Origin of the sequence: Actinomadura sp. BRA 177, assembly GCF_013372625.1 — a bacterium.
Lineage (GTDB): Bacteria > Actinomycetota > Actinomycetes > Streptosporangiales > Streptosporangiaceae > Spirillospora.
Map to the genome: position 1 here is coordinate 1 of NZ_JABXFD010000429.1, position 15,781 is coordinate 15,781.

Sequence of the window (15,781 nt, forward strand, 5' to 3'; positions counted from 1 at the left end):
GAGGTCGGCACGGACGAAGACGAAGACACCCCATGATCTTCGTCGATCACACCAGCAAGATCAACACAGACAGCCCGGCACACTCACGCCACAACCGCCTAGCTCACGATGACCCGTGAATGGACACTTGATCTTCTCCAGGACGTCCCGCCAGAGGGCCGGGCTCGGGAGGCGGAAGTAGTGGAACTCCCCCGCCCACAGCAGGACGCGTTGTCCGTCCACGGTGAGCGAGTAGCGGTCGTAGCCGACATGGTGTGTTTCCGCTTGCGCGGACTGGGTGGGAGCCGGGGCCGCGAGAAGCGCGGCAGCGGTGAGGATGGCGGCGACTATGGCGGTGAGTTTGCTGTTGGCACGCATGGATGGCGTCCTTTGCAGCGGACCGGCCCGCCCCGGACGTGCCGGGGCGGACCGAGGGAATCATCGGGTGAGGGAGAAGGAGCTCAGGCGGGTTTCGCCGTTGAAGACGAGATACACGTCGTGGTCGCCACGGACGTGGCTCAGTTCGGCGGTGATCTCCTTGTAGGTGTACTTGTCACCGGTCGCCGGGACGTTCAGCGTTCCGGCCAGAGGGCCGTTCGGCGCGTCCAGGCGAACCTGGATCGTGGTCGCCGACGAGCCCGCGACATGCGCGGTGATATGACCGGTGGAACGGCCCAGGTCGGCGTCCGCGAACTTCAGCCAGGAGTTCGCCGCGCCGGCCACCGCGTCGCCCTTCACCTTCGTTTCGTCGACGAGCTGGATGCCGTTCTGGTCATCGAAATTGGCGGCGCGGGTCGGCGTAGACAGGTCCCGGTCGGGGATGCGCTCGCCGCGCACGTTGAGCGTCGTGTGCTGCCGGATGTCGGCGGACGAGGAGCCGATCAGCAGGTCCTGCTTCGACCTCTCGACCGTCCACTTGTTGCGGGTGACGTCCCAGATCGCGAGGTCGGAGGCGTCCAGCCGGAATCGCGCCGTCACCGTCTTTCCGGGCTCCACGTGAACCTTGTCGAAGGCGCGCAGCTTCTTCAGAGGCTGCTTCACCCGTGACGACCGCTGGTGCGTGTAGAGCTGGACGACTTCGTCGCCCGCCTTCTTGCCCGTGTTGGTGACCGGAACCGTGATCGTGACCGTTCCGTCGCGTCCCACGGAATGGCTGCTCAGCCGCGGCTTGCCGTACCGGAACGTGGTGTAGGAGAGGCCGTACCCGAACGGGTAGAGCGGCTTCCCCTTGAAGTACTGGTACGTCCGGTCCGACTTGATGATGTCGTAGTCGAGGATGTCGGGCAGCTGCTTCTCGGACCGGTACCACGTCTGCGGGAGCTTCCCGGACGGGCTCTCATCCCCGAAGAGAATGGACGCCAGGGCGTTACCCGTCTCAGCGCCCGCATGACTCGTCCACAGGATCGCCGGGACGTTCTCCTGCTCCCAGTTCAGCGTCGTCGGGTAGCTGTTCTCCACCACGACGACCGTGTTCGGGTTCGCCTTCCGAACCGCCTTGATGAGTTCCGACTGCCCTTCCGCAAGAGCCATCGTCGTCCGGTCATGGTCCTCGCGGCCGTTGATGAACGGCATGCTGCCGACCACGACAACGGCGGAGTCGGCGCCCGTCACAGCCTTGACCGCCGAATCCACACCGCTGCTGATGACGTCCTTGGCGAACCGAGAAGCGCCGTCCTTGGTGGTGAGGACGAGCGTCCCGTCGTCCGCCACCCTCACGTACGTCTTCGACGGGTCCGCCCAGTCGTACGCCTTCTCATATCCGGCGTACCGGAGCAGGTAATTGCCGTCGTCCTGCTTCTCCAGCTTGAACATCTGCTGGACGAACCATCCGTTCGGCTGGTCCTGGTCATTGGCGAACGTGTCGCCCCAGTTGTACCGGCCGACCGTCTTGCCATTGGCGGCGCTGCGCAGCGTCACAACGCCCTGGCCCCAGTCGAACACGTCGAATTGCGCCGTCGCGTCGGACGCCGATGTCGGCCCGGTCTTGAGAACGGCGCCCGAGCCCGTTCCGCCCGCGATGTATTTGCCTGTCGAGACGTCCTTCAGCGCGATCCGGTCGACGCCCTCGCTCGACGTCACCGACTCGGCCCGCTTCTTGATGCCGTCCAGCGGCGTGACCTTGTACGGCAGCGAACCCGAGTACCAGTCGGTGTAGAGGGTGTCCGAGAGTTGCCCGACGACCGCGACCTTCCCGGACGAAAGCGGCAGCGCCTTGCGCTGGTTCTTCAGCAGCACCATCTGCTCGGCCGCCGCCGCCCGGGCCAGCGCGCGGTGCGCGGGGCTGTCCACCACGTCCTTGGTGATCTTCCCGTAGCGGCCGCCGCCCGGGTCGAACTCGCCGAGCCGCACCCTGATGCTCAGGATGTGGCTCACCGCGCGGTCGACGTCGGACTCCGCGAGCAGCCCACGCGACAGCGCGTCCTTGATCGCGTTGACGGTGATGGACGAGTTCGTGTCGTCCGTCGTGAAGCTGTCCACGCCCGCCTTCACGATCGCCGCGTCACCGGAGGCCAGGTCCGGGTAGTACTGCTGCGAGTTGACGATGTTGTTGGGCGCCCCGGCGTCGGTGACGTTGAACAGCGTCCGGTCCGTCCACAAGCGGACGAGGTCACCGGCGTCCGGCGTGACCGTCGCGGGACGGCCGTTGATCAGGTTGTACGACGTCATGATCCCGGTCGCCGCGTCCCGCGAGATCGGAATCCTGAAGGGGACCTCGTCGTACTCCTTCGCCACCCGCGGCCGCAGGCTCGACGACGTCTGGTCGCGGCGGATCTCGTTGTTGTTGGCCATGTAGTGCTTGAGCACCGGCGCGGTCTTGAGGTGGTCCGGGTCGTCGCCCTCCATGCCGTGCCCGTAGGCGGTGGCGAGCAGGCCGGTGAGCAGCGGGTCCTCGGAGTAGCCCTCCTCGTTGCGGCCCCAGCGCGGGTCGCGCAGCAGGTTGACGACGGGCGCCCACAGTTGCAGGCCCCACACGTCGGGGTTCTCGCTGTTGTAACCGCGCGCCTCATCGCCGACGGCCGAGCCGATCTTCTTCAGCAGCGCCGGGTCCCAGGTTGCGCCGAGCCCGACCGACTGCGGGAACACGGTGCCCTTGGCGGTCACGACGGCACCCGCGTTGTGGATGTCAGTCGACCACGCGACGCCGTGCAGCGCCTCGGTGCCCGTTTTGAACCGGCCGATGCCGAGGCGCGGGATGGCGGGCTGGTACTGGTGCAGCAGGGAGATCTTCTCGTCGAGGGTGAGCCGGCCGAGCAGGTCGTCCACCCGGGCGTCCACCGACAGGCCGGGGTCGCGGAACGGATAGGTTTCGCGGGCGGCGGCGGGGGCCGCCCAGGTGAGGGGAGCCACCAGCGCGGCGGCCAGGCCGAGGGTCAGCGACCGGCTGCGCCGGCCGGGGGAACGGGGGTTTCGATGGGGTCTGTTCACCGATTCTCCTCTGGGCTTGCCCCCGAAGTGACATATCGAAGCGCTTCGATAACGGGCCGCGATAAGGCCCCGGGCCCTCCTTTTCCTAGGGGTCAGGCGGGCGCGCTGCTGGCGCGCCGGGTCAGGGTGGGCGGGAGCAGGGTCGCGGCCGGGACGGGCACGCCGTCGAGCTTGTCCATCAGCAGGTCGACGGCACGCCCGCCGACCTCCTCGGCCGGGATCGCGACGGACGACAGCGCCGGCTCGGCGTGCTCGGCCATCTCGTCCGGGCACATCGCGACGACGGACACGTCCTCGGGGACGCGCCGCCCGGCCGCGCGCAGCGCCCGCAGCACCGGGCCGACGATCGGCTCGTTGTGGACGAGGACGCCGGTCAGCCCGGGACGTTCGGCGAGCAGCCGCGCGACCAGCTCCCGGGCCGCGTCCGCCGTCGCCTCGCACGGGTGGATGTCACCGGACAGCCCGTGCGACCGCACCGCCTCGGCGAACCCGTCCGCGACCCGCTGCGCGTAGCCGGTCTGCCGCGCGTACACCTCGGGCGGCGACCCGATCAGCGCGATCTCGCGGTGCCCGAGCTCCGCGAGGTGCTCGACGCAGACGGCGCCGGCGGCGTGGAAGTCGAGGTCGATGCAGGTCAGGTCGTCGGCGTCGGCGGGGAACCCGATGAGCACGCTCGGCCGGTCGAGGGAGCGCAGCAGCGGCAGCCGCGGGTCCTTCATCTGGACGTCCATGACGATCAGCGCGTCGACGAGCGCGCTGTCGGCGACGCGGCGCAGGCCGTCCTCGCCCTCCTGCTGGGTGAGCAGCAGGACGTCGTGGTCGTGCCTGCGCGCGGCGGTCACCACCGACACGGCGAACTGCATGACGACCGGCACCGCGATGCCGGAGCGCAGCGGGATCATCAGCGCGAGCACGTTGGAGCGGCTGCTCGCCAGCGCGCGGGCGCCGGCGTGCGGGCGGTAGCCCAGCTCGCGGATGCTCTCCCGGACGCGCCGCCGCGTCTCCTCGGAGATCGAGCGCTTGCCGCTCAGCACGTAGGAGACCGTGCTCGGCGACACTCCCGCGTGCCGCGCCACATCAGTGATCTTGACCACGGACCGTCCCGTCGGCGTCGAAGCGTTTCACAGGGGGTTCGATGCTAGCCGCGGCCGGGGGCGGCCGGACGCGCGTCCGGGACGGCCCGTCCACCAGGATCACCATGATCGCCGCGGCGGCCAGCACCCCGCCCGCGAGGGCCGTGCCGCGCACGCCGGTGACCGGAAGCAGCGCGCCGCCGAGCAGGGCGCCGCCGGCGATGCCGACGTTGAACGCCGACGCCGTCCACGCGGACGCCACATCGGTGTCGCCCGGCGCCGACTCCAGCGCCCTGGCCTGCATGGCGGTCACGAAGGCGGGCAGCCCGAGCCCGAGCAGGACGAGCCCGGCGACCGCCGGGATCGCGGCCGTCCCGAACAGGAAGAGGACGAGCATGCCGGCCGCGAGGACGCCGGCCGCCGCGCCGAGCAGGGCGCGCGGGCCGCGGTCGACCACGATGCCGGCGATGACCAGCCCGGTGATGTCGGCGACGCCGTTGACGAGCAGCAGCGGGCTGATCGCCGAGCCGGGGAAGCCGCTGACGCCGGTCAGGAACTCGGCGATGTAGGTGAAGCAGGCGAACACGCCGCCGACCGCGAGCATGACCGTGGCCAGCAGGAACCGGAACCGGCGCGCGTCCGGGCAGGTCGCGGGGACGGCGTGCGCGCCGCCCTCGTCGCCGCCCGGCAGCAGGACGGCGACGGCCACGAGCGAGAGCAGGCACAGCGCGCCGAGCGCGGCGAACGAGAGGCGCCAGCCGGCGAGGCGGCCGAGCCAGGTGCCGAGGGGGACGCCGAGGACGATCGCGAGCGACCCGCCCGCGAACACGTAGGCGGCGGCCCGTCCGCGCAACTCGGGCGGGAACAGCCCGGCCGCCGCCACCGCGGCGACCGGCCAGAACACCGCCTGGGCGAGCGCGGTGACCAGCCGCGCGCCCATCAGCGAGCCGTAGCCGGGTGCCGCCGCCGACGCGAACGACAGCACCACGAACAGGAGCATCACGCCGGTGAGCAGGCGCCGCCGTCCCATCCGGGCCGTCATCCGGACGAGCGGGACGGACACGACGGCGATCACGATCCCGTACCCGGTGACGAGCATGCCGACGGCCGAGGGCGAGACGTCCAGATCGTCCGCGATGAGGCGGAGCAGCCCGATCGGCAGGCTCTCGGTCGTGACGAAGCAGAACGCGGCCAAGGACAGGGCCAGCACGGCCGTCCGCGCGCGCGCCGCCTCCACGGCACCTGCCGTTTTCATGCGCTTCCGCGTTCTCACACGTCCCTGCGACTTCATGGCTCCGCTGTTCTCACGGGCTTCCGCGGTGGGCCGCGATGGTGTCGCGGTACCAGTGGGCGCTGTCCTTCCAGGTGCGTTTCCCGGTCTCGTAGTCGACGTGGACGAGGCCGAAACGCTTGGAGTAGCCGTAGGCCCATTCGAAATTGTCCAGCAGCGACCAGGCGAAATAGCCGCGCACGTCGGCGCCGGCGTCGCACGCCTTTTCCACGGCGGCGATGTGGTCGCGCAGGTAGGTGATGCGCCGCTCGTCGCGGACACGACCGTCCTCCACGACGTCGTCGAATGCCGCGCCGTTCTCCGTCACCATCAGCGGTGTGTCCGGATATTCGCGGTGCAGGCGCAGCAGCAACTCGTCCATGCCGTTCGCGTCGATCGGCCAGCCCATCGCCGTGTAGGGGCCGGGCTGCTCGGCGAACTCGACGCGGTCGCAGCCGACGAACGGGGTCGCCGCGCCCCGCCGGTGGCCGTCGGCGTGCTCGCGCGGGGACGTCCCGTCCCACACTCGGACGAGGGTCGGCGAGTAGTAGTTGACGCCCAGGACGTCCAGCGGCGCGGCGACGATCGCCTCGTCGCCGTCGCGGACGAAGCTCCAGTCGGTGATGGACGCCGTGTCTTCCAGCAGGTCGGCGGGGTAGCCGCGGCCGAGCATCGGGTCGAGGAACACCCGGTTGGACACGGCGTCCGCCTGCCGGACGGCCTCCGCGTCGCCGCGCAGGTGGTGCAGGTTGAGGGTGACGGAGTGCCGCGCGGACGGGGAGGTGACGCCGCGCAGCGCCCGCACGGCCAGCCCGTGCGCGAGGTTGAGGTGGTGGGAGGCGGCGAGCGCGTCCGCCGGGTCGGTGCGGCCGGGGGCGTGCACGCCGGACGCGTAGCCGAGGAACGCCGAGCACCACGGCTCGTTCAGCGTCGTCCAGGTGTGGACGCGGTCGCCGAGGACGCGCCCGATCCGCTCGGCGTAGTCGGCGAACCGGCGGGCGGTGTCGCGCTCCGGCCAGCCGCCCGCGTCCTCCAGGTGCTGCGGGAGGTCCCAGTGGTAGAGGGTCGCGACCGGGGCGATGCCGTGGGCGAGCAGGTCGTCGACCAGCCGGGAGTAGAAGTCGAGGCCCTTCTGGTTGGGCGTGCCGTCCGGCAGGACGCGCGACCAGGAGATCGAGAACCGGTAGGCGCCGATGCCGAGGGCGGCCATCGTCGCGATGTCCTCTTGCCACCGGTGGTAGTGGTCGGTGGCGACGTCACCGGTGTCACCGTTGAGGACTTTGCCCGGCGTGTGGCTGAACGTGTCCCAGATGGACGGCGCCCTGCCGTCCTCCTGGGCCGCTCCCTCGATCTGGTAGGCGGCGGTGGCCGTACCCCACAGGAACCCTGTCGGGAACCCCATCAGTTCTCCTCTTCCAGAGTGATGACCAGTTCGTGACCGGTCGCTTTGACGAGAACACCTTGTGGATGGTCTGAAAGCTCGCCGCCCTCCACGGCTGCCACGCGTGCGTTGACGAGAAGGACGTTCCAGGCTCTCCCGCCTGTCACGCGCACGTTTTCACCGTTTCTCGTCATGCTGAAGGTGGCGTCCCCGATCTGGGTGACGACCGTGGTTCCGTCGGACGGCTCGTAGACGCGCAGCGTGACGCCGTCTGCGTGGTCGTAGTCGGGACGGTCCTCCACCGCACCCTCGGGGATGACCGCACCCGGACGGACGAGCAAGGGAACGCTATCGAAGCCGTGCCGTTCCCGAATCCATCGGCCTCCTTCGATGCGTTCACCCGTGAGGTAGTGCGTCCACACACCCCCCGGCACGTAGTAGGAGACATCACCGTCGGACGAGAACACCGGCGCGACGAGGAGGTCGTCGCCGAGCATGTATTGGCGTTCCAGGTGGGTGCAGGCCGGGTCGTCCGGGAACTCCACGACCATTGCGCGCATCATCGGGAGCCCTTCCCCGGACGCCTGCCGGGCGGCGCCGGCCAGGTAGGGCATGAGCCGCATCTTCAGCCGGGTGAAGTCGCGCAGGACGTCCACGGACTCCTCGTCGAACAGCCACGGCACCCGGTAGGAATGGCTGCCGTGCAGGCGGCTGTGCGAGGACAGCATGCCGAAGGCGATCCACCGCTTGAACAGCCCCGGATCGGGCGTCCCCTCGAAGCCGCCGATGTCGTGGCTCCAATAGCCGAACCCCGACGCGCCCAGGGAGAGGCCGCCGCGCAGGCTCTCCCCCATCGCCTCGAACGTCGATTCGCAGTCGCCGCCCCAGTGCACCGGAAAACGCTGCCCGCCGACCGTCGCGGACCGGGCGAATACCACGGCCTCGCTCTCTCCTCGCTTCTTGCGGAGCAGGTCGAAGACGGTCTGGTTGTAGAGGTAGGTGTAGTAGTTGTGGGCGCGTTCCGGGTCGGAGCCGTCGTGGTAGACGACATCGGTGGGAATGCGTTCGCCGAAGTCGGTCTTGAAGCAGTCCACACCCATGTCGAGGAGCGCTTCGAGCTTGCCCGCGTACCATTCCCGCGCCTCGGGGTTGGTGAAGTCGACCACGGCCAGGCCGGGCTGCCACTTGTCCCACTGCCACACGTCACCGTTCGGACGTTTCAGCAGGTAGCCGCGCGCACGTCCCTCCTCGAACAGGGGCGAGCGCTGGCCGATGTAGGGGTTGATCCAGACGCAGATCCGCAGGCCCCGGTCGCGCAGTCGCCGCAGCATCCCCTCGGGGTCGGGGAACACGCGCGGATCCCATTCGAAGTCGCACCACTGGAACTCGCGCATCCAGAAGCAGTCGAAGTGGAAGACGCTCAGTGGCAGGTCGCGCTCAGCCATCCCGTCGATGAACGACGTGACGGTCTCCTCGTCATAGGACGTGGTGAACGACGTCGACAGCCACAGCCCGAACGACCATTCCGGGACCCGGGCGGGCCGCCCGGTGAGCGCGGTGTACTTGCGCAGGATCTCCTTCGGCGAAGGCCCGTAGATGACGAAGTACCGCATCGACTGGCCCTCGACGCTGAACTGCGTCCGCGCGACGGCCTCCGATGCGACCTCGAACGACACGCGCCCCGGATGGTCGACGAACACGCCGTATCCCGCGTTCGTCAGGTAGAACGGCACGTTCTTGTACGCCTGCTCGCTGGCCGTCCCGCCGTCGGCGTTCCACACGTCCACGGACTGGCCGTTCTTCACCAGCGGCCCGAACCGTTCACCGAGCCCGTAGACGAAGTGGTCGACGCCGAGGTCGAGCTGCTCCCGGACGTAATGGCTCCCGTCGTCGGTGTCGATGACGGCCTGGGCCTTGGGCGAGCTACCGGTCAGCCGGCGTCCGTCCGCAAAGAAGTCGACGCACCATTCCTTAGCGCGCCCGACCCGCACCGACAGCGCACCAGACGTGAGCGTCGCCGCGTCCTCATCGATCGACACTTCCCCTGTCGGGTCGGTGACCAGTTCGAAATCCGGGCCGTGCCTCTTCTCTCCCGCGAAATGCGTGAGGGTGACGCCGATGACGTCCGGCATCGGCGACTCGCACGCCACCGTCACCACCGGCCCCTTGAGGAGGTCGCCCCGGTGCCGGATCCGCTCGACCGGCGCGTACACCGTGAACGAGTTCGGCCCCGAGTCGACGTCGAGGACCTCCACCGGATGAAAGGCCTGCACGCCCTCGCGCATCATCCAGTAGCCGTCACTGAACTTCATTATTTGATTGCCCCCGCAGTGAGTCCGCGCGACAGAGTTCGCTGGAAGATGAGGAAGAAGACGACGGTCGGGAGGAGGCCGAGCAGCGACGCGGCGCTGGACATGGTGGTGTCCATGAGCTTCTGCCCGTGCAGCACGCCGAGCGCGACCGAGACCGTCCGGTTCTCGTTGGAGATCAGGAACGTCATGGGGATCAGGAACTCGTTCCAGGTCCACACGAAGAAGAAGACGAGCAGCACCGATAGCGTCGGCCGGACGACCGGGACGACGACCCGCCACAGCACCTGCCAGCGGCCCGCGCCGTCGATGCGGGCGGCCTCCAGCAGCGGGCGCGGGAACGCCGACAGCACCGACGACAGCAGGTAGGTGCCGAACGCGGCCTGGATGACCGTGAACACGATGATGACGCTGAGTTTCGTGTCGTAGAGGCCGAACTGCTTGGAGATGTAATAGAGGGGATAGACGAGCGCCTCCTGCGGCACCGTGTTCGCCATCAGCAGCACGACCAGCACCCACATCCGTCCTTTGATGCGGCCGATGCCGAGCGCGTAGGCGTTCAGTACCGACAGCAGGACGGCGAGGACGGCCACGGAACCGCTGATCAGCACGCTGTTGAGCAGGACGTGCCCGAAGTCGGTCCGCTCCCAGAACGCGCGCATGGTGTCCAGGTTGAAACCGTCCGGCGGTGACAGCGGCCCCTGCGCGGTGTACTCCTCCGGCGTCTTCAGCGCGTTGAAGACCACCACCACGAACGGGATCAGCATCACGCCGGCGAACGCGGTCAGCGCCACCAGCACCGCGTAGGTGGACGGCCCGCGGCGGCGGCGGTTCGGCGCGTCCCGCCCGACCCGCGGCGGCGCCCCAGCCTTCTTCGGAAGCGTCGCGGTCACCGCTCCTCCCCCAGCTCATTGCCCTGCATGCGCAGGAAGACGACGGTCAGCGCGATGATGACGAGGGTCAGCACGGTCGCGATCGCCGAGCCGTAGCCCACGTCCGACTTCTCGAAGAAGTTGACCCACGAGTAGTACGACGGGACGTTCGTCGCGCCGCCCGGCCCTCCCTTCGTCAGGACGAAGATCTGCGCGAACGCCTTCAGCGCGGCGATCGTCGTCCACAGCAGCACCACGAAGATCTCCGGCCGGATCTGCGGGATCGTGATGTGCCAGAACCGCCGCGCCCACGTGGCGCCGTCGATCTCCGCCGCCTCGTACAGCGACGGGTCGACCCGCTGCAGCCCGGACATGAAAATGACCAGCGGGAACCCGATCTGGATCCACACCATCACCCCGATGACGCTCCACAGCGCAGTCGCCGGATCGCCGAGCCAGTCGTGCGCCAGCGAACCGAGGCCGACCTTGCCCAGCAGGACGTTCACCGCGCCGTCCTCGGGGGCCAGCAGCCAGCTCCACACGACACCCGCGATGACGATCGGCAGGACCTGCGGCAGGTAGACGCAGGCGCGCAGGACGCTCGCGGCCCGCGGCCCGAAGTGCCGGCCGATCAGGTCGGTCAGCGCGGCGGCGAGCACCAGCCCGATCAGCGTCGGGATGACCGCCATCCCGAGGATGATCAGCGCGTTGTGCCCGAACGACGCCCAGAACTGCTCGTCCTTCACCAGCTCCCGGTAGTTGCCGAGCCCGATCCATTTCGGGGTGCCGACGCCCGTCCACTCGGTGAAGCTCGTCCCGATGTTCATCAGGAACGGCACGCCGATGACGGCGGTGAAGAGGAGCAGGCCGGGGAGCAGGTAGGGCAGGTAGCCCCACTGCTCCCGCGACCGGCCGCGGCCCTGCGCCGTCACTTCGGCAGACCGTCCTCGTACGCCTTCTGGACGTCGCCGAGGACCTTGTCCGGCGACTCGCCGTTCATGAGCTTCTGCGTCTGCGACACCCACACGTCGTAGAAGCCGGCGACGGGCCAGTCCGGGTAGTAGGCGAGGCCGCCGGACTGCGCGAGGCTGTCGAAGTCCCCGATGAGCTTCTTGGCCTTCGGTTCGGTGATCGCGGACGGGTCCGCCGCGACCGGGATGCCGCCCGCGTTGCCGAGCACGTTCTGCACCTTCTTCTTCATCGTGATGTCGATGAAGTCATAGGCGAGCTGCTTGTTCTCCGAGCCCTTCGGGACGACCCACAGGTTGCCGCCGGAACCGAGCGTCATCTTCGCGCCGGGCCACACGGCGGTCTCCCAGTCGAACTTCGCCTCGGACGCGACCCGGCCGAACCACCAGCTGCCGGAGAACATCATCGGGAACTTGCCGCTCATGAACGCGACGCCCGCGTCCTCCGCCTTGAGGCTGACGGAGTTCTTGGCGATGTAGCCCTTCTTCACCCAGTCGGCAAAGGTCGTCGCCCCGTACGTCCAGGCGGGGTCGTGGAAGTCGACCTTGCCGGTGTAGCGCTGGAAGGCGTCCACCCAGTTCTGGTCGGCCTTGTCGAGGGCGAGCTGGTAGACGAACTGGTGCGCCATGTACTCGGCGCCCGCGTTGGTCAGCGGCGTAACGTCCTTCGCGACGAACTTGTCCATTGCGGCGGTCAGTTCGTCGAACGTCTTCGGGATCTCGACGTCGTACTTCTTGAACAGATCCTTGTTGTAGTAGACCTGCAGGTATTCGGCGTAGTTCGGAACACCGAACCACTTGTCGCCGCCCATCGTGCCCTTGTCGTCGTACTTGGCGGTGACCTGGACGTTCGGGCTGATCAGCTTGTCCCAGCCGCGCTTGGTGACCTCGGGCGTGAGATCGGTGAGCAGGCCCTGCTTGGACAGCAGGCCGGCGGTCGCGTTGCCCTTGTTGTACTCCATGACATCGGGGGCGTTCTTGGAGTTCAGGACCATCGGCGCGGTCTTCTGGATCTGCTCGAAGCCCTTCTCCTCGAACTTCACCTTCACGCCGGGATGAGTCGCCTCGAACTCCTTGATGGCCTCGTTCCACGCCTTGCCCATGGCGCTGTCCGGGGCCTCGTAGTGCCAGAGCTTCAACTCCTTGCCGCCGGAGCCGCCGTCGTCGCCGCCGCACGCGGTGAGCGACAGCGCCGCCGCGGCAAGGGCGGCGAGGACGGCCGCGCTCCTGCCTGCCTTGATCATGGGTTTCCTCCGGGGGTGGGGACCGCAGTGCCTCTCGAACCGGTCTGTCGAAGCGCTTCGATTGCCCCGGATGCTAAGTCCTTGACCAGGGGCGACACAATAGGCCGCCCGGCATCAATTCGGCCATCTGCCCGCTGACCTGCGGGAACAATCTGGGAGCGCTCCCATCGCGGGCGGTCAGCCGCTGCACGCGCCGCCGTTCAGGGTGAACGCGGCGGGCGTGCCGTTATCGCCGTCCTGGCTGCCGAGGAACCCGAACTCGGCGCTGCCGTGCGGCGGGATCGACCGGTTCCAGTCCGCCGCCGTCACCGTGACCGCCGAGCCGTCCTGCACCTGGCTGCCGTTCCACAACTGCGTGATCGCCTGGCCGTCCGGGAACTCGAAGCCGAGCTTCCAGCCGTCGATCTCGCCGTCGCCCAGGTTCGTGATGCGCACGGTCGCCTGGAAGCCCTGCGGCCAGGTGCCGTCCACCTTGTAGGAGACCGAGCAGGAGGCCGCGGCGACCTTGCTCTCCGACGGGCTCGCGGACGGCGGCGAGGCCGTCTCGCGGGACGAATCGGGCGTCAGCGCGGCCAGCAGCACCGCCACCAGCGCCACCGCGCCGACCACACCCCCGGCGATCATCAGCGGCTTCCGCGCGGACGCGGCCGGCGCATCCACGGGCGGCGGCTCGTCCAGGACGCGCGTCGGCGGATGCTCGCCCTTCGGGACGTCCGGTATCCAGCGCCCGTGCTCGGCCGGGGGCGGAGGCAGTTGGGCCAGTTGCACGCCGGAGACGTCCGCCAGGACGCGGGCCGCTTCGCGGGCGGTGGGACGAGTTTCGGGGTCTTCGCGCAGGCAGTCCCGGATGAGGGCGGTGACCTCGTCCGGGGTGTCGGAGCCGTCGGTCAGGCACTCGCGGAGCACCACGCCCAGCGAGTACATGTCGGCGGCCGTGGTCGGGTGCGCGCCGGTCAGGAGTTCGGGGGCGACGTAGGCGGGCGTGCCGAGGACGGGGCCGTCCGCCGTGGACGGTCCGGTGAAGGCGATGCCGAAGTCCAGGACCTTCACGCCGACCGAGGTCAGGAAGACGTTCGCGGGTTTGATGTCGCGGTGGACGATGCCGGCGGCGTGGGCGGCGGCCAGCGCGTCGGCGACGCGGGCGCAGATCCCGGCCGCTTCGGCCCAGGTCAGGGGGCCGCGGGCCAGTCGCGCGGCCAGGCTCTCCCCGTCCAGCAACTCCATGACCACGTACGGGACCGAGCCCTGCTCACCGTAGTCGTAGACGCCGGTGATGCTGGGGTGGGTGAGGCCGGCGGCGGCCTGCGCCTCCTGGCGGAGCCGCCGGGTGAACTCCTCGGGCCAGCCCTCCTTGGGCACCTTGACTGCGACGGCGCGGTCGAGCACGAGGTCGACCGCGCGCCAGACGGTCGCCATGCCGCCGGCGCCGAGGGGCCGCTCCAGGCGGTAGCGCTCCCCCAGACGGTCGCCCGGGGTGACGATCTCGGGCATGGACGAAGCCTATGCCCGCGTCAGGGGACCAGGTACCGGGTGTCGCGGGCGTCGGTGATCGCCATGTGGCCGGGCGCGTGCCCGATGGCGAGCTTGGGGCGGGACGCCATCACCGCCGCCTGCGGGGTCACGCCGCACGCCCAGAACACGGGGATCTCGTCCACCCGGATCTCGACCGGGTCGCCGAAGTCGGGCGCGTCCAGGTCGTCGATGCCGAGTTCGACGGGGTCGCCGACGTGCACGGGCGCGCCGTGGACGGACGGGTACCGGGCCGTCACCCGCACGGCGTCCGCGACCTGCGCGGCGGGGACCGGCCGCATCGACACGACGAGCGGGCCGCCGAACTCGCCGGCGCGGCGGCACATCCGGTTCGTCCGGTACATGGGGACGTTCCGGTTCTGCTCGATGTGCCGGACGGGGACGCCGGCCTCGCGCAGCGCGTCCTCGAACGTGAAGCTGCACCCGATGAGGAACGAGACGAGGTCGTCGCGCCAGTACCCGGTCACGTCCGTCATCTCGGCGACCGGCTCGCCGTGCTCGTAGACGACGTAGCCGGGCAGGTCGGTGCGCAGGTCGCCGGCGAACAGCGCGACGGACGTCTCGCCGGGCTCGGTGACGTCCAGGACGGGGCACGGCTTGGGGTTGCGCTGGGCGAACAGCAGCAGGTCGTAGGCGTCCTCGCGCGGCACGCTGATGAGGTTCGCCTGCGTCCAGCCCGCGCACCAGCCGGAGGTGGGGACGCGCAGGCCGGCCCGGAACAGCGCCCTGGCCTGGTCCGGGCTGAGGGCGCCCGGGTCGATGGGTGCGGTCATGGTGGGTCCTTTCCGAGGTGCGGGGCCGGGTGCGGCCGGAAGCGGAGGCGCTGGCCGGGACGGGCCTGGGCGGCGCGCCCGATGTCGGCGGACGCGACGACCGCGATGACGGGATACCCGCCGGTCAGCGGATGGTCGGCGAGGAACAGCACGGGCTGCCCGGACGGCGGCACCTGGAGTGCGCCGGTGACCGTCCCCTCGCTGGGCAGTTCGCTCCGGTCCGCGCGGGCCAGTGCCGGCCCGTCGAGGCGCATGCCGACGCGGTCGATGTCGCTGGTCACCGTGTAGGCGGCGGTGAACAGCGCGTCCAGCGCGCCGGGGACGAACCAGTCGGCGCGCGGGCCGGGGATCGCGCGGAGTTCGAGGTCGCCGGAGATCGGCGGGCGGACGGGCAGGACGTCCAGCAGCGGGGCCTGGCGCGGCGGCGGGCCGATGGGGAGCAGGTCGCCGGGCTTGAGCGGGCCGGGGCCGAGGCCGGCGAGCGTGTCGGTGGAGCGGGAGCCGAGGACGGGCGGGACGGCGAGCCCGCCGCGCACCGCCAGGTAGCTGCGCAGCCCGGCGGGCGGGGCGCCCATCCGGAGTTCGGCGCCGTCGGCGAGGTGGAAGACCGAGTAGGGGGCTTCGGGTCGCCCGTCGACCAGCAGCGGTGCGGGTGCGCCGGTCACCGCGGCGAAGACGCCGCCCCGGCCGCGGACGTGCAGCCCGCCGAAGGTGACCTCGATCGCCGCCGCGCCGCCCGGGTTGCCGACGGCGCGGTTGGCGAGGGAAAGAGAAACCGGGTCCGCGGCGCCCGACACCCCCACGCCGAGCGCCGCGTGACCCGGTCGGCCTAGTACTACATAGCTAGATCTCGATCATCTGGAGGTGTAGGTGTCGCCTGAAGTGATGCCTGCGTGCTTCGGCTTGATGGCTGCGGCGGAGAACGGACCAGTAGAGTCCCAGTTCAACAGCGTGAT

General features: G+C 69.7%; 11 protein-coding genes and 1 pseudogene. All 12 read right to left on the reverse strand.

Going from position 1 to position 15,781, the window contains the following annotated elements:
• Positions 1–60 precede the first annotated feature (60 nt).
• A complete protein-coding gene (locus HUX53_RS25970) occupies positions 61–357 on the reverse strand; it encodes a beta-galactosidase (protein WP_176405844.1) in 297 nt (98 codons plus the stop codon).
• Positions 358–417: 60 nt separating this feature from the next.
• Positions 418–3,405 (reverse strand): glycoside hydrolase family 3 C-terminal domain-containing protein, encoded by a 2,988-nt coding sequence (locus tag HUX53_RS25975; RefSeq protein WP_309237432.1) that lies wholly within the window; start codon positions 3,403–3,405, stop codon positions 418–420.
• 92 nt (positions 3,406–3,497) lie between these two features.
• The gene (locus HUX53_RS25980; RefSeq protein ID WP_176405845.1) at positions 3,498–4,499 is read right to left on the reverse strand and encodes a LacI family DNA-binding transcriptional regulator; all 1,002 of its coding nucleotides are present in this window, start codon (positions 4,497–4,499) and stop codon (positions 3,498–3,500) included.
• Positions 4,483–5,733 carry an MFS transporter gene (locus tag HUX53_RS25985; RefSeq protein WP_176405846.1) on the reverse strand — a complete coding sequence of 417 codons (1,251 nt, stop codon included), beginning with the start codon at positions 5,731–5,733 and terminating at the stop codon, positions 4,483–4,485. Before HUX53_RS25985 ends, HUX53_RS25980 begins: the two co-directional genes overlap by 17 nt.
• Positions 5,734–5,782: 49 nt before the next feature.
• On the reverse strand, positions 5,783–7,150 hold the full coding sequence (locus HUX53_RS25990) for a GH1 family beta-glucosidase (protein ID WP_176405847.1): 1,368 nt from the start codon (positions 7,148–7,150) through the stop codon (positions 5,783–5,785).
• Positions 7,150–9,441, reverse strand: coding sequence for an alpha-xylosidase (gene yicI / locus HUX53_RS25995; RefSeq protein ID WP_176405848.1), 2,292 nt, complete (start codon positions 9,439–9,441; stop codon positions 7,150–7,152). Before yicI ends, HUX53_RS25990 begins: the two co-directional genes overlap by 1 nt.
• On the reverse strand, positions 9,441–10,331 hold the full coding sequence (locus HUX53_RS26000; protein WP_309237433.1) for a carbohydrate ABC transporter permease: 891 nt from the start codon (positions 10,329–10,331) through the stop codon (positions 9,441–9,443). Before HUX53_RS26000 ends, yicI begins: the two co-directional genes overlap by 1 nt.
• Positions 10,328–11,242, reverse strand: coding sequence for a carbohydrate ABC transporter permease (locus tag HUX53_RS26005; protein WP_176405849.1), 915 nt, complete (start codon positions 11,240–11,242; stop codon positions 10,328–10,330). The genes HUX53_RS26000 and HUX53_RS26005 overlap by 4 nt, the downstream gene beginning before the upstream one ends.
• Positions 11,239–12,522, reverse strand: a complete 1,284-nt coding sequence (locus HUX53_RS26010) for an ABC transporter substrate-binding protein (protein ID WP_176405850.1) — start codon at positions 12,520–12,522, stop codon at positions 11,239–11,241. The genes HUX53_RS26005 and HUX53_RS26010 overlap by 4 nt, the downstream gene beginning before the upstream one ends.
• Before the next feature lie 177 nt (positions 12,523–12,699).
• Positions 12,700–14,013 carry a cellulose binding domain-containing protein gene (locus tag HUX53_RS26015; RefSeq protein WP_176405851.1) on the reverse strand — a complete coding sequence of 438 codons (1,314 nt, stop codon included), beginning with the start codon at positions 14,011–14,013 and terminating at the stop codon, positions 12,700–12,702.
• Between the two features lie 20 nt (positions 14,014–14,033).
• Positions 14,034–14,825 carry a putative hydro-lyase gene (locus HUX53_RS26020; RefSeq protein ID WP_176405852.1) on the reverse strand — a complete coding sequence of 264 codons (792 nt, stop codon included), beginning with the start codon at positions 14,823–14,825 and terminating at the stop codon, positions 14,034–14,036.
• Positions 14,822–15,655: pseudogene (locus tag HUX53_RS26025) on the reverse strand (biotin-dependent carboxyltransferase family protein); the annotation flags it as partial. The pseudogene HUX53_RS26025 and the gene HUX53_RS26020, both read right to left, overlap by 4 nt.
• Between the last annotated feature and the right edge of the window lie 126 nt (positions 15,656–15,781).